Annotated in this window: 17 protein-coding genes and 3 pseudogenes; 12 read left to right on the top strand and 8 right to left on the bottom strand. The window is 66.2% G+C overall.

Annotation, left to right across the window (positions count from 1 at the left end; translation table 11 throughout):
• Window positions 1-46: 46 nt before the first annotated feature.
• Together AB0J97_RS29200 and AB0J97_RS29195 are read left to right on the top strand one after the other, a co-directional pair.
• The gene (locus tag AB0J97_RS29200) at window positions 47-808 is read left to right on the top strand and encodes an IclR family transcriptional regulator (protein WP_357694321.1); all 762 of its coding nucleotides are present in this window, start codon (window positions 47-49) and stop codon (window positions 806-808) included.
• A 24-nt stretch (window positions 809-832) separates the two neighbouring features.
• The gene (locus AB0J97_RS29195) at window positions 833-1741 is read left to right on the top strand and encodes a 5-dehydro-4-deoxyglucarate dehydratase (protein WP_357694323.1); all 909 of its coding nucleotides are present in this window, start codon (window positions 833-835) and stop codon (window positions 1739-1741) included.
• Window positions 1742-2008: 267 nt separating this feature from the next.
• Here the strand turns inward: AB0J97_RS29195 and AB0J97_RS29190 are convergent, their stop codons facing one another.
• Window positions 2009-3481, bottom strand: a complete 1473-nt coding sequence (locus AB0J97_RS29190) for an aldehyde dehydrogenase (NADP(+)) (protein WP_364094172.1) — start codon at window positions 3479-3481, stop codon at window positions 2009-2011.
• Between the two features lie 108 nt (window positions 3482-3589).
• Here AB0J97_RS29190 and AB0J97_RS29185 point away from each other — a divergent pair, with 108 nt between their 5' ends.
• Both AB0J97_RS29185 and AB0J97_RS29180 read left to right on the top strand, forming a co-directional pair.
• Window positions 3590-4846 carry a glucarate dehydratase family protein gene (locus AB0J97_RS29185; RefSeq protein ID WP_364094169.1) on the top strand — a complete coding sequence of 419 codons (1257 nt, stop codon included), beginning with the start codon at window positions 3590-3592 and terminating at the stop codon, window positions 4844-4846.
• Complete coding sequence (locus AB0J97_RS29180) at window positions 4843-6375, top strand: hypothetical protein (RefSeq protein ID WP_364094166.1); 1533 nt, start codon at window positions 4843-4845, stop codon at window positions 6373-6375. The genes AB0J97_RS29185 and AB0J97_RS29180 overlap by 4 nt, the downstream gene beginning before the upstream one ends.
• 712 nt (window positions 6376-7087) lie before the next feature.
• On the opposite strand, the gene AB0J97_RS29175 is transcribed toward AB0J97_RS29180, so the two are convergent.
• Window positions 7088-7585, bottom strand: a complete 498-nt coding sequence (locus tag AB0J97_RS29175) for a DUF402 domain-containing protein (protein ID WP_357694330.1) — start codon at window positions 7583-7585, stop codon at window positions 7088-7090.
• An 818-nt stretch (window positions 7586-8403) separates the two neighbouring features.
• Between AB0J97_RS29175 and AB0J97_RS29170 the strand changes: the two are divergent.
• Window positions 8404-8640: pseudogene (locus tag AB0J97_RS29170) on the top strand (transposase); the annotation flags it as partial.
• A gap of 507 nt (window positions 8641-9147) precedes the next feature.
• On the opposite strand, the gene AB0J97_RS29165 reads toward AB0J97_RS29170, so the two are convergent.
• From AB0J97_RS29165 to AB0J97_RS29155, 3 genes are all read right to left on the bottom strand, one after another.
• Entirely contained in the window at window positions 9148-9378 is a 231-nt protein-coding gene (locus AB0J97_RS29165; RefSeq protein ID WP_364094163.1) for a hypothetical protein, read from the bottom strand.
• 351 nt (window positions 9379-9729) lie between these two features.
• Window positions 9730-10371: a response regulator transcription factor gene (locus tag AB0J97_RS29160; protein WP_357694337.1), complete on the bottom strand. Its 642-nt coding sequence runs from the start codon at window positions 10369-10371 to the stop codon at window positions 9730-9732.
• The gene (locus AB0J97_RS29155; RefSeq protein ID WP_364094157.1) at window positions 10368-11729 is read right to left on the bottom strand and encodes a histidine kinase; all 1362 of its coding nucleotides are present in this window, start codon (window positions 11727-11729) and stop codon (window positions 10368-10370) included. Before AB0J97_RS29155 ends, AB0J97_RS29160 begins: the two co-directional genes overlap by 4 nt.
• A 112-nt stretch (window positions 11730-11841) precedes the next feature.
• Between AB0J97_RS29155 and AB0J97_RS29150 the strand changes: the two are divergent.
• The 3 genes and pseudogenes from AB0J97_RS29150 to AB0J97_RS29140 form a co-directional block, all read left to right on the top strand.
• Window positions 11842-12480, top strand: a pseudogene (locus AB0J97_RS29150) (ATP-binding cassette domain-containing protein); the annotation flags it as partial.
• Window positions 12481-12557: 77 nt separating this feature from the next.
• Complete coding sequence (locus AB0J97_RS29145; protein WP_364094154.1) at window positions 12558-13322, top strand: ABC transporter permease; 765 nt, start codon at window positions 12558-12560, stop codon at window positions 13320-13322.
• A complete protein-coding gene (locus tag AB0J97_RS29140; protein WP_364094150.1) occupies window positions 13319-14095 on the top strand; it encodes an ABC transporter permease subunit in 777 nt (258 codons plus the stop codon). Before AB0J97_RS29145 ends, AB0J97_RS29140 begins: the two co-directional genes overlap by 4 nt.
• Before the next feature lie 100 nt (window positions 14096-14195).
• Here AB0J97_RS29140 and AB0J97_RS29135 read toward each other — a convergent pair whose 3' ends face one another.
• The 3 genes from AB0J97_RS29135 to AB0J97_RS29125 form a co-directional block, all read right to left on the bottom strand.
• Window positions 14196-15881 (bottom strand): ribonuclease J, encoded by a 1686-nt coding sequence (locus tag AB0J97_RS29135; protein WP_364094147.1) that lies wholly within the window; start codon window positions 15879-15881, stop codon window positions 14196-14198.
• Window positions 15882-15935: 54 nt separating this feature from the next.
• Window positions 15936-16853, bottom strand: a complete 918-nt coding sequence (dapA, locus tag AB0J97_RS29130) for a 4-hydroxy-tetrahydrodipicolinate synthase (RefSeq protein ID WP_364094144.1) — start codon at window positions 16851-16853, stop codon at window positions 15936-15938.
• Between the two features lie 236 nt (window positions 16854-17089).
• Complete coding sequence (locus tag AB0J97_RS29125; RefSeq protein ID WP_364094141.1) at window positions 17090-17536, bottom strand: GNAT family N-acetyltransferase; 447 nt, start codon at window positions 17534-17536, stop codon at window positions 17090-17092.
• A gap of 881 nt (window positions 17537-18417) precedes the next feature.
• Between AB0J97_RS29125 and AB0J97_RS29120 the strand changes: the two genes are divergently transcribed.
• The 4 genes and pseudogenes from AB0J97_RS29120 to AB0J97_RS29105 form a co-directional block, all read left to right on the top strand.
• Complete coding sequence (locus tag AB0J97_RS29120; RefSeq protein ID WP_357694351.1) at window positions 18418-19134, top strand: GntR family transcriptional regulator; 717 nt, start codon at window positions 18418-18420, stop codon at window positions 19132-19134.
• A gap of 691 nt (window positions 19135-19825) precedes the next feature.
• Window positions 19826-20008, top strand: a complete 183-nt coding sequence (locus tag AB0J97_RS29115; RefSeq protein ID WP_364094137.1) for a hypothetical protein — start codon at window positions 19826-19828, stop codon at window positions 20006-20008.
• Window positions 20009-20718: 710 nt separating this feature from the next.
• Window positions 20719-21375, top strand: a complete 657-nt coding sequence (gene radC / locus AB0J97_RS29110; RefSeq protein ID WP_364094134.1) for a DNA repair protein RadC — start codon at window positions 20719-20721, stop codon at window positions 21373-21375.
• A 652-nt stretch (window positions 21376-22027) separates the two neighbouring features.
• Window positions 22028-22297: pseudogene (locus tag AB0J97_RS29105) on the top strand (transposase); the annotation flags it as partial.
• Window positions 22298-22607 lie beyond the last annotated feature (310 nt).

The raw sequence follows: 22607 nt of genomic DNA, 5'->3' as shown, positions 1-22607 counted from the left end.
ATCCCATATCCTGACACCCTGAAGCCGCCGCCGAGATGGGACGAGTATGGAGCCACAGCTGGTCAAGTCCGCCGAGCGGACCGTACGCATCCTGGAGACCCTGGCAGAGTCCTCCGACCACATGACGCTCTCGGAGCTCCAGCGGCGCACCGGCTTCCCACGCAGCAGCCTGCACGCCCTCATGCGCACCCTGGTCGAGCTCAACTGGGTGGAGACCGACACGACCAGGTCGGCGTTCGGCATCGGGCCACACGCCCTGCTGACCGGCACCGCCTACCTCGACAAGGACCCGGCGCTGCGCTTCGCCCAGCAGACCCTGGAGGACCTGCGGGACGAGATCGGCCAGACCGTGCACTTCGCCCGCCGGGACGAGGCCCACGTCCTCTACCTGGCCACCCGCGAGTCCCGCGAGGCGGGCCACGTGATCCCCAGGGTGGGCCGGCGGCTGCCCGCCCACGTGACCGCGCTCGGCCAGGTGCTGCTCGCCCAGCTCACCGACGACGAGGTCGTGGCCCTGCTGCCCGACCCGCTGAAGGCGCTGACCGAGCACACCATCACCGACCTGACCAAGCTGACCGGAGAGCTCGACCAGGTGCGCACCCGCGGCTGGGCCCTCGAACGCGAACAGGGCACCCCCGGCGTGGCCTGCGTGGCCGTGGCGGTCGACTACCGCATCCCGGCCACCGACGCGATCAGCTGCTCGATGCCGGTCGCGCTCCCGCCCGCCGAGATCGAGCGGATCACCGAAGCGGTGATCAAGCACACCCGCAAGCTGGCTGCCACTCTGCGCAGGGAAGGCATCCGCTAGACCCCCTCATTGGAAGGACTGCCGATGCGGCTGGACGGTGTTCTCTTCTTTCCCGTGACCCCCTTCGACGGCGACGGGGCCGTCTCGGAGCAGGTGCTGGCCGAGCACGTCTCCGCCGGGGTCGCGGCCGGGGCGGGAGGAGTGTTCGCCGCGTGCGGAACCGGTGAGTTCAACGCCCTCGACCTGGCCGACTACACCAAGGTCATGACCACGTCGGTGGCCGCGGCGCGGGGGCGGGCGCCCGTCTTCGGGGGCGCGGGCGGGCCGCTGCCCACCGCCAGGGCCGTCGCGCGGGCCGCCGCCGACAGCGGGGCCGACGGGTTGCTGCTGCTGCCTCCGTACCTGGTCAGCGCCCCACCATCCGGTCTCGTGCGGTACGTGCGCGAGGTGGCGGCCGCCACCGACCTGCCGGTCATCATCTACCAGCGGGCGAACGCGCGCTTCTCCCCCGCCGCCGTGGCCGAGCTCGCCGCCCTGCCGAACGTCATCGGCTTCAAGGACGGGCTGGGCGACCTCGACCTGCTCCAGCGCATCATCCTGACCGTGCGGGCGGCCGCGCCCGGCGGGGAGTTCACGTTCTTCAACGGCCTCCCCACCGCCGAGCTGACCGTGCCCGCCTACCGCGGGCTCGGGGTGAGCCTGTACTCCAGCGCCGTGTTCGCCTTCGCGCCCGAGATCGCGCTGGCCTTCCACAAGGCGGTGACGGGCGGGGACGAGGTGCTCGTGCGGCGGCTGCTCACCGGTTTCTACCTGCCGCTGGTGGAACTGCGTGATCTGGTGCCGGGGTATGCGGTGTCGCTGGTCAAGGCGGGCGTACGGATGCGGGGGCTGGACGTGGGCGGTGTCCGCCCGCCCCTGCTGGACCCGTCCCCCGAACACCTGGCCGCCTTGGAGCGCATCACAGCGCAGGGCCTGCAAATCGCCGCCACCTGACCAACCCCAAGCCTCTCTCCCCGGCCCCCTCCCTCACCGGCCATAGACCAACCTCCTGCCCCGCCCCCTCCCCTTACGCCCCGCTTCTCTCCCGAACCCACTCAAGACCCCTGACTAAGGTCTCCACCTCCTGCGCGCCCGCCCCTCCCCCACGCGCCTGAGCCCCGGCATGCTCGCCGCCCTCAAGAGCGCATCAGGCGCGTCCGCAGGCGGGCCCGTCCGCCCAGCGGGGAGCCCCGAGCGGGTTGGCGTTCTTGGGCGCGTCCGTCAGCCCGCCTGCAGGCGGCCGTCCACCCGGCGGGGGATCCCGAGGGGGTTGGCGTCCTTGAGCTCGTCCGGCAGCAGCCCCTCCGGCCAGTCCTGGTACGCGACCGGCGCCACCCACCGCCCGATCGCCGTCGCCCCCACCGACGTGTACGCCGACGTCGAAGCAGGCCAAGGCCCACCGTGGTGCATCGCCCAGCAGACGGCCACCCCGGTCGGCCATCCGTTCCAGATCAGCCGCCCCGCCTTCCGCCCGAGCACCTCGACGATCTCCTCGGCCTCGTCCGGATCACCGCCATGGACCGTCGCCGTGAGCGACCCTTCCAGCCGCTCCAGCACCCTCCGCAGCTCCGCAATCTCCCGATAAGTCACCACAACAGCCGCCGGCCCGAAACACTCCTCCGCGATCCCCGGCAACCTCTCCCCGAACGACTCCAGATCGGTCGCGAACACCTTGGGCGCCACCGCCCAGGCCCCCTCCCCCGGCTTCCCCTCCGCCAGCAGCGGCAGTTCGCCGAGCCGTCCGAGCCCGCCCAGGTACCCGTCCCTGATGCGCTCGGCCAGCATGGGCCCTCCGCCGGTCGCCTCGACCGCCGCGACCAGCGCCTTGCGCAACTCGTCGTCCTCGGGGACGAACACGAGGCCCGGGTTCGTACAGAACTGCCCGACCCCCAACGTCAGCGACGCCGCGAACCCGCTCGCCACCTCCCCCACCTTCGCCGACGGCAGCACCACCACGGGATTGACGCTGCCCAGCTCCCCGTAGAAGGGGATGGGCGTCTCCCGCTCGTCGATCAGCTTCTGGATCGCCTTGCCGCCCGCCACCGACCCGGTGAACCCGGCCGCGACCACCCGAGGGTGCCGTACCAGGTCGGCGCCCGCCTGCATCCCCTGCACCAGCCCAAGCAGGTCCGGATAAGGCAGGGCATTCCGTACGATCTTCGCCACCCGCTCGGACGTGTTCGGATGCCCCGGATGCGCCTTGACCACCACGGCACATCCCGCCGCCAGCGCCGAGGCGGTGTCCCCACCGGCCACCGAGAACGCGAACGGGAAGTTGCTCGCCGCGAACACCGCGACGACCCCGGTCAGCGGATGGTTCATCCGCCGCACGTCCGGGCGCGGCGGCGTGAGCGCCGGGTCGGCGTGGTCGATGACGGCCTCCAGGTAGCCGCCGTCCCTGACGACCTGGGCGAACAGCCGGAACTGGCCGGCCGCACGCGCGACCTCGCCGCGCAGCCGTCCCTCTCCGAGCGCGGTCTCCTGATCGGCGAGTTGCCACAGTTCGTCCACGTGTGCGGTGAGCGCGTCGGCGACGGCCTCCAGCGCCTCCGCCCGCTCGTCCGCCGGGGTCGCGCGCCACGCGGCACCGGCCGCCACCGCCGCGGAGACGATCAGATCGACCCCGGCGCTGTCGGTCTCGGGCAGTGCGCTGCCCACGGTCTCACCGGTCCTGGGGTCGTATCCGTAGATCATCGAGTGGCCCTTCGGAGTCTTGACACTGTCTCGGCCCGATTCTTACAGTTGCGGCAACCTGTCCACAAATCTGGCAATTGTTCACATATATGGACGGCGGTTTCTGAATTGATTATCCGGCAGATCCACGTCACCCCCGTCGCCTTCCGGGACCCGCCCCTCCTGAACGCCGCCGGAGTCCACGAGCCGTGGGCCCTCCGCACCATCGTCGAGATCATCACGGACGAGGGCATCTCCGGCCTCGGCGAGACCTACGGCGACCTCGGCCACCTCACCAAGGTCCGCGAGTGCGCGCAGGTCCTGCTCGGGCTCGACGTCCACGCCACCAACGAAATGTACGCCCGCATCGCCGCCACCGTCGGCGACGTCGTCACCGACCTGCACGGCCTGACCGGCGTCGCCACCAAGGAGAAGAGCGTCGACCGGGTCTTCTCCCCCTTCGAGGTGGCCTGCCTGGACATCCGCGGCAAAGCGGCCGGCGTACCCGTCGTGGACCTGCTCGGCGGCCGCGTCCGCGACGCCGTGCCCTACAGCGCGTACCTCTTCTACAAGTGGGCGGGCCACCCCGGCGCGGACCCCGACCGCTTCGGCCCGGCCCTCGACGAGGCGAGCCTGGTGGCACAGGCCGCCCTCCTGATCAAGGAGTACGGTTTCTCCTCGATCAAGCTGAAGGGCGGCGTCCTCCCACCCGACCAGGAGGTCGCCGACATCCGCGCCCTGCACGAGGCGTTCCCCGGCATCCCCCTCCGCCTGGACCCCAACGCCGCCTGGAGTGTCGAGACCTCCATCCGCGTCGGCCGCGAGCTCGACGGCGCCCTCCAGTACCTGGAGGACCCCACGCCGGGCATCGCGGGCATGGCCGAGGTGGCCGCGGCCGTCCCGATGCCGCTCGCCACGAACATGTGCGTCGTCACCCCCGAACACCTGCCCCCCGCCATCTCCGCCCGCGCGATCGGCGTGCTCCTCCTGGACCATCACTACTGGGGCGGTCTCGTACGATCCGCGCACATCGCCACCCTCTGCGGCACCTTCGGCCTGGACCTGTCCATGCACTCCAACTCCCACCTCGGCATCAGCCTGGCCGCGATGACCCATCTGGCCGCCGCCACCCCGAACCTCACCTTCGCCTGCGACACCCACACCCCCTGGCAGGACGGCCAGGACGTCGTGCGTCCCGGCAGCCTGCGCTTCACCGACGGCGCCGTACCGGTGCCCGCCGGTCCCGGACTGGGCGTCGAACTGGACCGCGACGCGCTGGCGGTCATGAACGAGCAGTACGAGACCTGCGGCATCCGGGCCCGCGACGACACGACGTACATGCAGCGCCACGAACCCGCCTTCTCCGCGAAGAGACCCCGCTGGTGAACGTCGCCTACGTCTACCCCTGGGACATCGTCGGCGACCCGTCGGCCCCCGCCCGCCTGGCCGACCTGGGCGTGGACGTGATCGCCCTGGCCGCCAGCTACCACTCCACCCGCGCAGCCACCCCGTACCACCCCGAACACCGCGTACTGGACGTCCCCCATCCTGCGTTCTACCTGCCGATCCGCCCGCGCGCCTGGTCCCGCCTGGTCCCCGCCGCCCCCACCTGGACCCCGCCGGACGCCTACCTCCAGGCCCAGACGGCCCTGCGGAAGGCCGGCCTGAAGGTCCACGCCTGGACCGTCCTCACCCACAACTCCTACCTGGGAACCCGCTTCCCCGACCTGACCGTGCGCAACGCCTTCGGCGACCCGTACCCGTACGCCCTCTGCCCCGCCCACGAGGACGTCCTGGCGTACTGCGAGACCCTCGTCACGGAAATCCTCACCCTGGCCGAACCGGACGGCCTGATCCTGGAGGCATGCGGCCCGATGGGCTTCGGGCACCAGAGCGTGCACGAGAAGACCTCCGGCGCCGACTGGACCCCCACCGACGCCGACCTCCTCTCCCTGTGCTTCTGCACCGCCTGCGCACCGCAGTACCCACCAGGAACCGCCGCAAGAGTCCGCACCACCATCGACCGCCCCCAACCCACCCCCGGCCCCCTCACCACCCCAGCCACCGGCACCACCGTCGCAACCACCACCTCCACAGACGCCCCCACCGCCCCCTCAAGCACATCCACCCCAAACGCGCCGACCTCAGTGGACGCGACCTCAGGGGACCCGGCGTCAGACGGCCCGGAGTCGGAGGGCCCGCCGTCGGAAGGCCCGCCGTCGGAAGGCCCGACCTCAGGAACACGGACCCTTGGAACATCGTCCGCAGGCGCCCTGACCTCAGGAGCCCCAACCGCAGGCATCCCAGCCACAGGCACAGCAGCGCCAGGAGCCCCGACCGCAGGCCCTGCCGGTAACGCTTCGCCCGACCCCGACCCCGACCCCGGCGCCGCACTCCGAACCCTCACAGCCCCCGACAACACCGGCGGCCATGCCACCCTCCGCCACCACACAGACCCGATGGAGCTCGCCCTCGGCCCCTTGGCGAACGAGATACGTGCAACCCGCGTGAGCCTGTCAGCATCCCTCCGCCGCCACCTCATCTCGGCCGCCCGCCGAACAGCCCCCAACATCCCCATCACCCTGCACGCCAACCCGAACCCATGGGCCACCGGCGCCTTCGCCGCCCTCCCCTCCGGCGACCCAGACCTGGACGTCCTCGTGGGCAACTGCTGGGGCGACACCACCACCGACGCCGCCCGCCTCACAGCTCTGGCGAACCTGCGCACCCCTGGCCAACGAGTAGGCGCCTACGTCCTGGCCCTCCCACCCCGCCCCGCCGACGCAGCCACGCTGGCCGGCCAACTGAAGACGTACGCCAAGGCCGGCGCCTCAGAATTCCACCTGTACCACGCAGGTCTGGCCTCCCGGCACCGCCTCTCCACCATCGCGACCGCTCTCCGCCTCCTCCAATAGCCTCGCCCCAACGACCAGCCCCAGGAGCCTTCAAGCCCAGCCACCAACCACCGACGGCCCATCAACCCAAAATCAGCCCCCAGGGAACCGCCGCACCGAAAGGCCACATACCGTGCGGCCATCGTCAAGTCGCCACACCACGCCCCCACGAGGCCGTCCAGTCCCTCGAACCAACGAACCGCCTGAGCAGTAGCACCGGGCATGGGCCATGAGCCACCACCTCACACCGCACCAGCGAGGAGAGGCACCCATCCGGTGCGGCTCACTCCCTCGCCGGCGACGCCCCGTCGGGCCACCCATCAAGATGCACGTGACACTCATCGCCGCAGGCACTCAAGCCCACATGACAGCCAGCGCACCCGAGTCCCCGGAGAGCTCCCCCCAAGAGCCGACACTCCAGGACGATCAACCAGCCCAGCAAAGGCAACGGACTGCCTTCGCCGATCACCACCGCCCGCCAAAGACGAAGCCCAGATACAGAAAGACACCCACCAACCAGCCCAAGCAACGACAGAGCTGCAACCAGCGTCTGAGGTCAGCCATTCCTCAGATCAGCCATCACGGCCCAGCGCCAAAGATCAACCACTTGGCCGGCGCCTCAGCCGCCTGGCTTGACCACCTCAGCACCCCACAACCCGCACCAGCCGCCAGCGCCGACCGTCAGGCCCCAGCCCGAGCAATGCCATCCACGCACCCCCCGAACCGACGCCACTTAATCCATCATCGCAAGCCACCCCAGATGCGCTCCCCCGAACGGCCCTCTACGAGCCCCAACCGCATCCATCAGCCACCGCGCGCTCTCCTCCGCCGCAGCGATCAACTCCGGCGGATACCCCAGCACCACCTGATGCTCAGCGAACTCGTCCTCATCGTCGAGAATGAGCCGCCCATCCCGCTTCCTGATCACATCGAGATCGAGATCCAACATGGTGACCTCGTCGTCACGCCACTCGGGAACCGTGGTGACATCCACATAGACCTCGGTCCGATGCGGTGCCGCGTTGAACGACGCCGTCCACCAGGCATCCCGCGGAAAGAGCATGATGGCGTGGGTGTCCCAGGTGATGGCCGGCCCATCCCCCTTGCGCGCAACCGTCCCTCCAGGCACGGCAACCCACACCCCATGCTGATCTTCTCCGAGCACCTTGCCCGGATGGTTCCAGTGCAACGCCCCGCCGTACTTCCGAAACACCACCCGTACATCGCTCATAGAACAAATCTACTTTTCGTCCCCCGCCACCACGAGCACCCAGACGCCGCCGCCCCACCCCCTTCCGCATCCGCCCTTCACCATGCCTCCGAGACCATGCCCCCACCACAGACCCCGCCCAAGCCCTCTACCTACCCTCCCTCCCACACCATGCCGGAACACCATCCGACACGCCTCACAGCACAAGCCCCAGCCCACTCCTCACTGCCACCCGAGACTTGGCAGGCGGCCCCCTGACCAGCGAAACGAGCCGGCCACCAGGGGCCACACCCGAAAGGCCGCCACGGCCCCCATGGGACTGAACCGCAGACGAAGAACACATCTCAACCGAAACTAACCTGACCGCTCCACGAACCCTCAGCCCCCGAAGCGCAAACAACAACGACAGGCGCCAGACACTCCCCAACCGGCCCAAAAACGAACCTGACCCCTCACGCTCCCTCAAGGCCAGTACGCTCCGCCCTCTGCCAGAGAGTCGCCTCGAACTCGGGCCGCCACACCCTCACCAGAGGCAAGGACCAACGGAAACCGACAGAACCGCCTCTCCCTCACACGCCATTCAACGTACTCGACCTGCACTCAACAACACTTGAATCAAGCCACCAGGGAACATTTCGCCTAAAAGCTACACAATCTCTGAAATGCCGCCAGCATTACATCGACCCCAAGAAGGACCATCATACCGTTACCATTCATGACCAATCGCTCAAATACCCGCACATTTTCATCACTCCTGCCCCCGCGCACACACTTCCGGCCCAAGAACGCTCCGATATCCCTCTTACCACGGCTCCCCGATCCCGCTTAGATAGTGAGCCGTGGCAAGACGTAGCGAGTTGACCGACGAAGCATGGGAGCGGATCGCGCCTCTACTCCCGGTTGCCGCAGGCCCCGGCCGCCCTTGGCGGGGACACCGGCAAGTAGTTAACGGAATCCTGTGGCGCTTCGAGACTGGAGCGACCTGGCGAGAAATCCCCAAATGCTACGGCCCCTGGCAAACCTGCTACGAACGATACAAACGCTGGACCGAAGACGGAACGTGGGCAAGGGTCCTAGAGGAAGCACAAGCCGGAGAAGATACCAACCCTTCCCAGACAACCAGCACCCCTCCACCACACCCCATTCATAGCCCTCAAAAAGGAACAAACACCAACGGACAACCAACCCACGCCCCCGAGCACCCATGAGGGACGCAAAATGGGACGCTTATCCCACTATCCCCGAACCGTCCACCCTCAGCACTCCACCAGCATCAACATAAGCATTCGGCCCCACAACTACGCCACCGGCTAGTAATCTTCACCCTGAGCAAGCCGAAACACGAACGGTTGCCACACTTAACCGTTCAATGTAGGACGAGACTGATCCGATAGCGGATCCCACAGACACCCGCGCGGGCACTTTAGAAACCCCCTCCATTTTGCCCGCGCGGGCACCTACTGGCTCCTCCACTTCGGCCCGCGCGGGCGCCACCCCTACACCTGTGCCCGTGCGGGCCGATCCTGAGCGTTGGCAGTTCTGTACGAACCGATGCTCGTCCCTAAGAACCTGCCAACAAAGGCTCAGGTGTGGCGGCGGCGCCGATAGTAGGCGTAGGCCAGGGCGAGCACGATCGGGCCCCACAGGTTCAGCGGGCTGATGCATGCCGCGGCCAGGAATTCCCACCAGACGTTCTCGTAAGGGACCTGGTCAACGGTTCCGACCCATTGAAGCACCGTCTGTACCGGCAGTATCGACAAGATCGCACCCCCGGCCACCGCGGGGATGATCGCGCCATCGGCCGTACGCGACACCCCCCGAGGAACGGGATCCAGTTCGGGACGACCTCTCCCCACCGGCACACGAGGCCGATGCACAGCAAGGCCGCCAGCTCCGACAACACGCTGAGCCCGAAGATGTACGGAAGCCTGATGATCCACAGCGCCGGCATGTCCGTGTCGTGGACTTGGCCCATCGGGAAGTTGAAGGCGAACGGCAGCCTCCACAAACAAGAAGGAAGCACCAGCCAGGGAAGCGCGTAGGCGGCACGCAGCGCCCAGCGCAGGACGGGCCGTTCGGTGTCGCTGGCGGCCGGAGCTTTGTGATTCGCTCCGGCTTCGGTGGAGACTTGATCTCTTGAGAGGATCGAGTCCATGCCAGGTGAATCACCGCCTTGCGGAGACCAACCCACTCTCGTATGCCGCGATGACCAGCTGTGCTCTGTCACGAGCCTCCAACTTCGCAAGCAATCGGCTGATATGCGTCTTGATGGTGGCCAAGCTCAACCGCAAATGATCAGCGATCTCCCCATTGGACAGCCCGCGAGCGATCAACAACAGGACTTCCCGCTCTCGCTCCGTCACCCTGTCAAGCCCCTGCGGCCGCTGCACCACCGGAGTCTTCGTGAACTCCTCGATCAAGCGCCGCGTCACCGTGGGCGCAAGCAGGGCCTCACCACTCGCAACCACCCGAACCGCAGCGAGCAGATCTGCAGGCGGCGTGTCCTTGAGCAGAAAGCCACTCGCTCCGGCCCGAAGCGCATCGTAGACATAAGCATCTAGATCGAACATCGTCACCACGAGAACCCGCGAGACATTCCCAATACGCCGAGTCGCCTCGATACCGTCCATATCCGGCATGCGGACATCCATTAGCACCACATCGGGTCGCTGCTCCAAGACGACCGCCACTGCTTCGGTGCCGGTTGACGCCTCGCCTACCACCGTCATGTCAGGCTCGGAATCGACCAGCATCGTGAAGCTCCCCCTGAGCAGAGCTTGATCATCAGCAACGACGACCCTGGTCACGAAACCTCCTGGTAGGGCAGGCGCGCGAAGACACGAAACCCCTGTCGAGGCAAACTCCCCGCTTCGAAGACTCCGCCGTACATCATGACCCGCTCGCGCATCCCGATCAGCCCATGGCCGGAGCCGTCCGCAGGCGACATGCGCCTTCCAGCGCCCTCGTCGATCACCTCTATCCGCACCTCACCCCCATCTGCGGCGACGGATACCCGGCACCGAGTCGGCGAGGCATGCTTGACCACGTTTGTGAGCGCCTCCTGCACGATGCGATAGACGGACAACTCCACACCATCCGGCAACCGTCTTCCCGCCGCCGCATGACCTTCTCGTCGTCCCCTCATACCATTGCCGGGAACAGCTCCTCCGATCAAGCGATCATTCATCGCCTGGTCGTCGTTCCAAAGCGCGGCGTGTTCCCCTTCACGCGGCTCACCTCCTCTCCGCACCTGTGGCGTGCCTCCGTCCTGAACACGCGCACCCGCCCTCTCACCGCCGGCCTCTTCCTCCGCGAGCCGGAGATCAAGCTCAACCTCGACCCCAGCTTGTCGGGCCTGCTCCGCCAAGCCCTGCAGACCCTCGATCCCTGGAACGGGGACAAGATCTGGCAGCTGGGTCGAACGCAGCATTCCGAGCAGGTGGCGCATCTCCACCAGAGCACTTCGGCTGGCGGTCTCGATCACGCGCAGGGCGTCGTGCGCCTCTTCCGGTCTGGTCGCCAGCACGTGATTGGCCACGCCGGCCTTGACCGCGATCAAGCCGACGCTATGAGTCACGACGTCGTGCAGCTCCCGCGCGATACGTAACCGTTCCTGCGTCACCGCGTGCTCCGCCAATCGCTCGGCCTCCCTGGCGGCGTACAGCCTGCGTTCCCGAACCGCCCGCCCTATGGTCCAGGCTCCGCCGAGCGCCGCGATACCGACCAGCGGTTGATCGATGTGCATCAGCCAGACCGGAGCGCCCCCGCGCGGTGTGCCGCCTGCCATCACCAGCCCCAACACACTGATCATGCTGACCACGCCGATGGCCGAGGACGGTATCAGGGCGCCGCGCTTGTCGGTCATCGCCACGATGTAGATCGCATACGCGGGTGCGATGCAGGCGTACCCCACCACATCTACCGCGGCGGCGAAGACGGCCAGCAGCAGCGTGAGACAGAAGACGGACAGAGGCCATAGCCTCCGCACCGCCAACGGCAGCCCCAACCCGCAGGGAAGGGCGATCTTCATCCACGGCGGCACTCCTGGGGTGGCGACCGCCGCCGTGACGAACACGAACGTGAAGGCCAGTCCCGCCGCCAGATCGAGCACGATCAGTTGACCGCGGCTCCAACGCCTGGCGAAGAAGGGATGGTTCTCGTTCACGCGTTGAACGGTAGCCTCTCGCCGAGCTGAGCACGTCAGCCCAGGGTCTGACCTCGAGATTCGAACCGTGGTCTGATGCGCCGCGGACCCGGCATGCCGCATCTTCTTCAGCGTGATCGAACTTCAGCACCTCACCAAGCGCTACGACGACACGCTCGCCGTGGACGATCTGTCCTTCAACGTGGAGCCTGGCCATGTGACGGGATTTCTCGGCCCCAACGGCGCCGGCAAATCCACCACGCTCCGCCTGATCCTGGGCTTGGACGCGCCCACCTCCGGCCAGGCCCTGATCAACGGCAGACGATATGCCTCCTTGAGCAAGCCCATGTTCGAGGTGGGGGCGCTGCTCGACGCCGGTGCGGTCCATGGCGGGCGCAGCGCCTACAACCATCTGCTCTGTCTGGCCACTACCAACGGCATCGGTGCCACACGGGTGGCCGACGTGCTTGAGCAGGTCGGGCTGCGGGATGTGGCGCGAAAACGCGTGGCCGGTTTCTCCCTCGGCATGAAGCAACGGCTCGGCATCGCGGCCGCGCTGCTCGGCGATCCTGGCGTGCTGTTGTTCGACGAACCTGTCAACGGACTCGATCCCGACGGGGTGCGCTGGATCCGCGACCTCATGCGATCGCTGGCTGCAGAGGGGAGAACCGTCCTGCTCTCCAGTCATCTGATGAGTGAGATGGCATTGACCGCTGAACGCATCGTGGTCCTCGGCCGGGGGCGGCTCGTCGCGCACTCCACGGTAGCGGAGTTGACCGCGCGCTATCCCTCGCTGGAAGACGCATACATGGCCCTGACGGCGAGCAGTGTCCAGTTCGGCGCGGCGAGATGAGGGCAGCGCTGCTCGCCGAGTGGCTGAAGCTCCGGTCGGTGACTTCGACATGGAGAGCGATGGGCGCGGCAGCCCTCATGGCAGTACTTGGCGTGGTGTGGACGATCTATGTCAGCGGCCTCGCCGATGAGCGAGGGACACTGCAGGCAGCCGCGCCGGAACAGGGTTTCCTGCCGCTCCTTCAGATGAGCCTCACTGTGCTGGGCGTGCTCGCGATCACGTCCGAGTACGCGACGGGGATGATTCGTGCCAGTCTCACCGTCGTTCCACGGCGCGGCACCTTACTTCTGGCCAAGGCCGTCGTCGTCGGCCTGGCCACGTTGACAGCGGGCCACGTCATCCTGCTGGTCACCTATTCGGCGAGCCGTCTGATCGCCGACAACCACCGGCTGGGTTTCAACGAGACATCCCTGACCGATGACGTGCCCATGTTGTTAGCGGCGGGGATCTCGGTGACGGCGCTCGCTCTGGTGGGGCTCGGCTTGGGCGTGGCCACGAGGTCAACGGCCGGAGCGATCACCTCGGTCGTGGCTTTGTTGTTCATCCTGCCCGGTGTTGTCGGATATCTGCCGGCGCCGTGGAACACGCGTGCCGCATCACTGCTGCTGCCGAACCTGGTTCCCCAACTGGTCGGCGATCGCCTCTCGTCACGGCTTGGGGACGGTCTTCTTCCACCTTGGGCCGCGCTCCTGGCTCTCCTGGCCTACCCGGCAACCGCGCTCGGTGCCGGTTTCATCTTGCTCAAGCGGAGGGACGTATGAGTGTTCTCGCCTCGGAGTGGCGGAAGGTCCGCTCGGTCCGATCTTCCTATCTCATCGTCGGCATCAGTATCGGTACGATCCTTCTCGGCCTGGCTCTGGCCTCCATGGCGGCCGGCATGTACGACAACGCCCCGATGGAGCAGCGCCCAAGCGCCCGGATAGCGGATCTGGAGGAGGTTCTGGTGATCGTGCCCCAACTTTGCATGGGCGTGTTGGGCACATTGGTCATCACGTCTGAATACACCACGGGCTTGATCCGAACGAGCCTGACGATCGTCCCCCGTAGATGGCCGGTTCTCGCTGCGAAGTCTGCCGTGGTGGGCACAATGAGCCTGGTCATTGCGCCGCTGGCGGTGTTCGGGACGTATTTCGTCTCCCGTTGGGTGCTTGGCGACCGCTTCTCCGGTGCGTATCTGACCTCGTTCGCGGACAGGCTGCCGTTCCTGCTCGTCACCAGCCTCACGGTGGCGGTCTTCGCGCTGCTGGGCCTGGGTTTGGGCGCGCTTCTGCGTTCCGCCGCCGGGGCGATCACTGTGTTGGTGGGTCTGATCTATGTGATCCCGATGATCGTGGGCAACATCCCGGAGCCCTGGAGTGAACGGCTGGGCTCGATCATGATCGGTGCACTGCCCCGCGAGATCACCGGTGACATCATCACCACGTCGGTGTACGGGTCACTTCTGTCTCCGCCTGCGGCTGCCGCTGTGCTGGTGGCGTACGCGGTGCTTCCCCTGCTGGCCGCCGTCTGGCTCATACGCAGGAGGGACGCTTGAGATGCCTGCTCCAACGACCTTGTCGAGGCGTCTCCACCGCCGTCTGATTCTGCAACCGCAGGTACGGCAGGCTCAGGTGCCTGCCGTACCTCCCGGTGGCTCAGACTTCGAGCACGACAGGGATGATCATGGGTCGGCGGCGATAGGTGTCGCTGACCCAGCGGCCGACCGTGCGGCGCACGACCCGGCGGATCTCCTGCATGTCGACCACGCCGTCCGCGGCCTTGTCCTGAAGAGCCCTTTCGATCTGTGGAATGAACTCCTCGAACTGCGCCGGATCGATGCCGGACCCTCGCGCGTGAATCTCGGGGCCGGCGGTGAGCTTGCCGGTGGCGGAGTCGACCACGACGACCACCGAGATGAACCCTTCGTCGCCGAGGATCCTGCGATCCTTGAGCGAGGTGTCGGTGATCTCGCCCACCGAGGTGCCGTCGACGTAGACGTATCCGGCGTGCACCGCTCCCACGATCCTCGCCCTGCCGTCGACCAGGTCCACCACGACGCCGTCCTCGGCGATCACGATGTGGTCGTCGGGGACACCGGTGAGCGCGGCGAGCTTGGCGTGCGCCCGCAGGTGCCGCCATTCGCCGTGAACGGGCATGAAGTTCGAGGGACGGGTCAGGTTCAGGACGTAAAGAAGCTCGCCTGCGGCCGCGTGGCCGGAGACGTGCACCTTGGCGTTGCCCTTGTGCACGACACGAGCACCCCACCTGGTGAGCCCGTTGATCACCTTGTTGACCGCGGTCTCGTTCCCTGGCACCAGGGACGACGCCAGCAACACAGTGTCACCCTCGGCGATGCGGATCGGATGATCGCGATTGGCCATCCGCGACAGCGCCGCCATGGGCTCGCCCTGAGAGCCGGTGCAGACCAGCACCACGTCTTCCGGCGGCCACTCCTCGATGTCGCGCGAGTCGACGATCAACTCCGGCGGCACCTTGAGGTAGCCCAGGTCACGGGCCACGCCCATGTTCCGGACCATCGATCGTCCTACCAGGGCCACCTTGCGGCCGTGCCTGGCAGCGGCGTCCATCACCTGCTGGATGCGGTGCACGTGCGAGGCGAAGCTCGCCACGATCACGCGCTGTTCGGAGGTGCGGATCACCTCGTCGATGACCGGCCCGATCTCCCGCTCACTGGTGACGAAGCCCGGCACCTCGGCGTTGGTGGAGTCCGACATCAGCAGGTCGACGCCCTCGGTGCCGAGCCTGGCGAAGCCGCCGAGGTCGGTGAGCCGGCCGTCGCTCGGCAACTGGTCCATCCGGAAGTCACCGGTGTGCAGGACGATGCCGGCGGGCGTCCTGATCGCCACGGCCAGCGCGTCGGGGATCGAGTGGTTCACCGCGAGGAACTCGCAGTCGAAAGGCCCGAAGACGTGCCGTTCGCCCTCGACGACCTCGACCTTGGTCGGTTGGATCCTGTGCTCCGTCAGCTTGGCCTCGATCAGGGCCAAGGTGAGCTTGGATCCGATGAGCGGGATATTGCGCCGCTCGCGCAGAAGGTAAGGCACCGCCCCGATGTGATCCTCGTGGGCGTGCGTCAGCACGACGGCTTCGATGTCGTCGAGTCTGTCTCTGATGTATTCGAAGTCGGGCAGGATCAGGTCGACACCCGGCTGGTCGGGCTCGGGGAACAATACCCCGCAGTCGACGATCAGCAGCCGGCCGTCGTATTCGAAGACGGCCATGTTCCTGCCGATCTCCCCCAACCCGCCGAGCGCGACGATGCGCAGGCCGCCGTAAGGCAGCTCCGGCGGGGGGCCAAGCTCAGGATGCGGATGGCTCATGCCCGGCCCCCATGGTCAAATCGTGTTCTCAAAACTCCCGGTTCCTCCCCGTTCCTATGCGTCCGTCAACTTCACCCCGCCGGCCACCAGGCAAGCACGCAGCTCGGCGATTTGCTTCTCTGTCGCGGCCACGAGCGGCAGACGTACCGGTCCCACCGGCACGCCCACCAGGCTCAGCGCCGCCTTTGCCATGATCGCGCCACCGGCCTTCAACATGATCCCGTCCACCACGGGTGCCACCTGACCGTGTACTTCCAGCGCCTGCTTCACATCACCGCTCTTGTGCAGCTCGATCATGCGAGCCAGTTCGGAGCCCACGACATGCCCGACGACGCTGACGAACCCAGCGGCACCAAGGGACAACCAGGGCAGGTTGAGCAGGTCGTCGCCGGAGTAGAAGACGAGATCGGTCGCCGTCATCACCTGGCTGGCGGCGAACAGGTCGCCCTTCGCGTCCTTCACGGCCACGATGCGGTCGTGCTGCGCCAGGCGGATCAACGTCTCAGTCTTGATCGGGACGCCGCTGCGTCCGGGGATGTCGTAGAGCATCACCGGGAGCTCGGTGGCGTCAGCCACGGCGGTGAAGTGCTGAAAGAGCCCCTCTTGCGGAGGCTTGTTGTAGTACGGAGTCACCACCAGCAACCCGTGGGCGCCCACGTCCGCCGCCTGCTTCGCGAGCTTGACGGTGTGGCGGGTGTCATTCGTCCCCACCCCCGCCACTACGGTCGCGCGGTCGCCAACGGCCTCGAGGACGGCGCTGACGATCCGTCGCTTCTCGTCGTCCGAGGTGGTGGGCGACTCGCCTGTCGTCCCATTGACGATCAGGCCTTCATTGCGCTGCTCGTCCACCAGGTAGGTGGCCAGGCGTCGTACTCCCTCGTAGTCGACGTCGCCGTCAGAGGTGAACGGCGTGACCATCGCGGTCAGCATGCGACCGAAGGGTGCTTCGGCGGTTCCAGTTGGCGATGCCATAGTGCGAACGCTACCTGGATTCGCAAAAGCGTTGGACGTCGCCACCCCGCTTTGCCTGCCTCGCGGGGGCATTTGCCCTCATTCGCGGGCCTTCGGAGGGGCAAGGCTACAAGGGCGACCGCTTGGTGCAACCCGATGGGCTTCGCCTGCGATCACCCGGTCAGCAGGCGAATCCTCATGTTCTCCCTTTCCCCGGACGGGATCGAAGGGGAAACTTCGACAGCCTCCGGGCAGTCCTACCTCGGCAGTTCGATCTGGTACCTGATGAAGCCCCGGTTCTCGGCGACCTTGTCGTAGAGACGGCGCGCAGTGCTGTTCGATTCATGGGTATTCCAGTAGACCCGGGAGCAGCCGTGATCCCGAGCCCAGTCGGCGACGGCCTCGATCAACTTGCGTCCCACTCCCCTGCCCCGGACATCGGCAGCGGTGAACAGATCTTGGAGATAGCAGACGTCGGCGTCAGGGGCCGAGGTGCTGGCATGGACCAGGAAGTGCGTGATGCCGACGAGTCGCCCGTCCAACCTTGCACCGAGGGCGTGCATCCGGGAGTCCGCCTGGAATTCCTGCCAGGCCCGTTCGTACATCTCATCCGGTTCAACTCGCTGGTAGAAGTGGATGTACGACCGGAACAGGTCTTCCCAGACGTCCCGGTCGGACGGCATGAGCTTGTCGATGCTGATCACGTGGACTCCTTACAGGCACGGCCTCAGAACGCCGCCCCCGAAGGGCACACGGAGCCAACAGTCGAGACGAGGGCGGAAGGTCACAACCTAGGGACAAGGTGGCCCTCTCCAACACAGCCACTTCTTTGCGATATCAGAGGACCACTCCGCTTGATGCCAGGCCGAAAAGCTGACCTTCATGAGGACCAGCCCACACAGGGCCTCGAAGCTACAGGGCCCCGATGCTGTCGCCGACTACCGAACGCGGAGTCACCTGCAAGGTGGCGTCGCTCTGCAGCCCCTCGGACATGAGGGCTGAGTCACGGGCAAGACCTTGCCGAGGCTGACGGCTCTGCGTGTGTTGCGACTCTCGTCAGCCGCTCTCCTGGCCCACCAGAAACCAGATCCGTTGCAGGCCACTGATCATGTGCGTCCTCGTCCTGCGCGTGACTCCTCCATGCCTGCGAGCAGTATGACTACTTACTGTCACACGGTTGCGCATGGACTTCGCAGCATGGCGTGGTCCACGATCCCGTCCGACTGGCTCTTGCTCAGCTCACTGCCATCGCACCTTCAGCCGCGGAACCGGGAATTCGGTCAGTAACAGGTCAGAAAACCCGCAAACCAGTGCGCAACGTACCAAATGGGCTGGACGAACTCGTCGCAACGGCCGCTCTCGACGGCGCGCGCATTGGAAGAGGTCGCCGATATGTGCTCGGGGGTACACACATCGACGACCTCTACCGGAGAATCGGTGTCCCTTACATCAGCGTTACAGGGTTTCTCCGATAATTTTTCACCATCGCAAAGTTGGGGCTCCAGCAGTCATCGATGACGGTCGGTTACCTGTCGAATACGGCAACATGGGGCAACGCCTCACACGAACCCCCAGGGATGGACTAGTGGCCACCTCAGATCCGGTCTACCTGCGTGTCGTCGAAGACATCCGGCGGCAGATCCTCGACGGCACCCTCCCCCCAGGCGCGCCCATCCCCTCACGGGCGCAGCTGACCCGCAAGTACCAGGTCGGCGAGACCGCTGCCCGTCACGCTCTCCGCGTACTCGCGGGCGAAGGTCTCATCATCGGCCGCGTCGGTTCAGGCCATTACGTTAGGGACCGTCCAAATTTGACCCCCTTGCATCGATGGCGTTTCCTGGATCACCCCGCGCCGTTCGCGTCCGACCTGCAGTCGCAAGGCAGACGCGTGACGTGGGATTGGCACAGCGAACCAGCCGATGCCAGCCCTGACATCGCCAGACGCCTACGCATCGACGAACAATCCACGCTGACCAGAACGAACTACGTCTTTCGCGGCGACGGCAAGCCGATCCAGCTTGTCACCGCCTACGAGCCGATGGCGTTCGTCGCCCACACCGAGGAGGAGCGCCGGAGTCTGGTCGCGAGAATGTACGCCCATGGCATAAAGATCACTGAGGTGGTCGAGTGCATCCACACCCGGGTGCCCCAACCGGCCGAGAGCGACGCGCTCGACCTGGCGGCAGGGGTTCACGTTCTCCATGTCGAACGTACGCATTGGGCCGGCGAACGTCCTGTGGAAACGAGCGACATCGTCATTCCAGGTGATCGCTTCAGAATGATGTACAGCATGCCCGTCTGACCGGATTCAGAGCTCCGGGCGGCGCCACGCCTCGCCGCCTGGAGCCTCGCCTGCCCGCGAACAGTCACTCGGGAAGCGACGTCTCAGGGAGCCGAAGGCGACACCCCAGCTCCCATCATGACGCCCGTTGACATGGCCGATTGGCGCACAAGATGTGAGCTGGGCAAAGCAGATCGAATTTTCACCGACGTACTGCCCGGCGACGGTGGTGCCGATGGGGGAAGCCGGCGACCGGGCGCGTAAGTGTCGCCGTTGCCCCCGTGGGCCGGAACCGGTGATTCCTGCGAGCCGGGTGCCATCGTGAGCCGCCGGCGGTGCGGTGGCACTGGATGCTGTCGGTGACGTGGGGCAGGGTGCTGCGGGACAAGGATGCTGCGGCGCAGTGAAGCAGCGCGCGATTCTTCCCACAGTGCTCTGATTTCGACCCATCCACCAGGAGCCTCTCAAGGGTCTGATCAAGTCGGGCGCTCCGCCGTCGGACCGCCGGGTGCGCTTCAGACGAGAAATGTCTCACTGCTCGATCGGCCAACTCCCGGCGTTGCGGACGGGACGGCCAGGCAGCGGGACGCAGTCAGCCGTGCGGACGCGCAATACCTGGCGGCACCGGTGGCCATCCCCACGATCTGGCCGACGTGGAGCAGGTCGAGGTCGTCCTTGCTCATGACGAGCCGCAACCCTGCGCGTAGATGACGTGTTCCTGAAGATCGACTCCGATCAGGCGCGCACCGACGTCGAGACGATGGCCATGGCACCGATCCCGACGCCGAGGTCCTGTGGCGCAAGCCGCCTGTGCTCGCGCTTGCCGCCCTACCTGGGACGGCACCCGGCCGCCTCGGCGAGCCGTCGGCGTGCCGACGAGGTCACGCTCCTCTGAGATCTCGGGCATTCGATCGGCGACATCGGGCGTCGACGCACGACTCGAGTCGAGATGTGTCCCGGCTGAGTATCAGCAACTGCCTTTAACGGCCCCAAAAATGAAAGCCTCAGCGTGGTGCGAGCGGCTCGCGGTCGACGAGATCCTTGAGCAGGGGCTGACGAGCCGCACTGCCTCCATCGGAATTATCCCGATAATGCCCATTTAATGATCGACACTGCATCGAGACCAGGAAGGCGCCTCGTGGACACGGTAGACAAGCGGTTCAAATCTTCGCCCGCCACCCTCGCCCGCCTTCTCCTAGCACGGCACTGATAGGCCAGGCATTCTGGCGCCTTCTCGGATGACAAGGACGGCCTGGAGCTTGTGGCGGAATTGGAGGCGCCGGTGTCGGCCGAAGCCAGGGACCATCGTCTGGTTCCCAACACTGCCGAAGCTGACATCGATGCCGATAGACGGCATACTCAGAAGTAGGCAACCACATGACGAACAGAGAGTGATTACCCTCATGTCGCCATACGAGCGCACTGCCTGAAGGCAGAGCCCGCGTCGAATGGATACGAAGCCGCCCATTCCTCTCACTGAAGATCCACGACTGCCGTCCGCGTAGATCAAGCGTGATATCTCCGTCTATTGCACGCTTCTTGGGCCCGGAATTGAGGAGCTGAGATTGTCGGTCCTCGTTGATAGAACGGGTGCGGAGGTTGCGAATGCGAGTCAAAGATCTGTACGAGCGCGATCGGCCGCGAGAGAGGCTCATGTCGAGCGGCGCGGCGGTGCTTGCCGACCGGGAGCTGCTGGCTGTCCTGCTCGGTTCCGGCTTTCGTGGGGCGAGCGCGCTGGAGCTGGCCAGTCAAGTCATCGAACACTGCGGTGATCTCGATGCGCTCGGGCGCGCGGACCCGCATCGGCTGCTCAGACTGCGAGGTATAGGGCCGGCCAAGGCCGCGCGGGTGGCGGCGGCGTTTCACCTCGTACGACGTGCGGCGTCGGAGCCTGCGCGGGCCCGCATCGCCAGCACATCCGATCTGGCGGAGGTCTGCGCGCCTTTACTGCGTGGCCTCGGGCACGAGCGCTTCGTCGTGGTGGTGTGCGATACGCGGGGCGGCGTACTGAAGCGTTCGGTGCTGACGGAGGGGGGCGCCGATCACACGACGGTGCCGGTCCGGGAGACCATCTCTCTGGTGCTCACCACCGGTGGCGCCATGTTCGGCGTTGCCCACAATCATCCTGGAGGCTCTCTCGATCCCAGCGATGCCGATCTGGAAGTAACGGCACGCCTGGCCGAGGCCGCTCAGACAGTTGGGCTACGCCTCCTCGACCATCTGATCATCACGGACGCTGCCTGGAGGCGGATCTCCATGTAAATCACCTTCATCTGGGACCTCGGTGGAGATTCGAGCTCGGGAGGCTCAATGGGAATCTTCCCGCCGATAGCGCCGAACAGGAGAAACACATGGGGCAGTTATGAGAATCTAATGGCGCGAGTTGAGGCTGTAATGGACGTCGGCCAGCCAACAGACCCGCCTTGGCGTGGTCCCGCGCATCCCGGAGAGTGCGGGACCACGCTTCTCCTTCTCGCGAATAAGATTTGGCCGGTCAGCGAGCCGGTCGCGAGAGTGGACCGTTGGCCCAGATTCTTCTGGACGGTCGGCAGCAATCGAAAGTTCGCAGCTGCGCCCACTGAGGAAGTATGGCCCGGCGATACCGAGGCAATTCGCCCAGATCTGGGGCTTTAAGCATCACCGCCGAAGGACTCTGCGCCGGTTTGCCTCTTGAATGGCGTCTGTTGAGCACAAGACGTTGGTCATGAGGATTAGTCGTTGACGGGATACACCTCCTGCCGCGTCCGCCTGGAAATTTTGGCCAATCCTTGCCGATCTGCTGCGCTGCCCATGACGGAGAAGGCACACTGGTTCCTGCGGCCATTGCAAGCCTCCTTCACCCCTTGAATCGTTGCTATTCGAAGGGGACTTGCGATGGCCGTCCTTATTGCCCTGGTGACGAGGCTGAGAGCAGATGGCAGTCGAGGGTAGGGATAAATTGCGCCATACGGATCTGACCAATGCGGAGTGGGAACGGCTGGTGCCGTTGCTGCCTGACGGTGCAGTTGAGCGGCGGCGGCACGGAGAGCAGCGAATGGTGATCAACGGGGTGCTGTACCAGGCGCGTACCGGGTCGCCTTGGCGCAGTCTCCCGGATCGGTTCGGATGTTGGATCACGGTCTACAAACGGCAGCGCCGCTGGTCGGCGGACGGGACCTGGGGGCGTCTGCTCAGGGATGTGCAGGCGGCACAGGGCACTGGTGGCCACATGAGCGGGGATGTTGTGGTGCATCCTGGCGCTGTCATGAGCTACGACGTCGGGGCCTCGGTTGAGGCTGCGCGTGAGGAGGGGGCTGGGGCGGTACAGGTCAGCGATCCTGTGCTGGCGAGCCTGGCACTCCGTCTCACCGAAGTGATCAACATGGCGAAACGTAAGGGTTGAGGCCGGGTGCTGGTGGCAGCAGGCGCCGGTCGGTTGTTGACGTAGGGCGCCTGCTGTTGCGACGTCGATTGGCCTGTTCCTGATCACGGGGACTACGGGAGTCGACATGGTG

It is taken from the genome of Nonomuraea sp. NPDC049607 (assembly GCF_040675375.1).
GTDB lineage: Bacteria > Actinomycetota > Actinomycetes > Streptosporangiales > Streptosporangiaceae > Nonomuraea.
The sequence above is the reverse complement of the archived record's forward strand: the minus strand, read 5'-3'. Positions and strand labels throughout refer to the sequence as shown.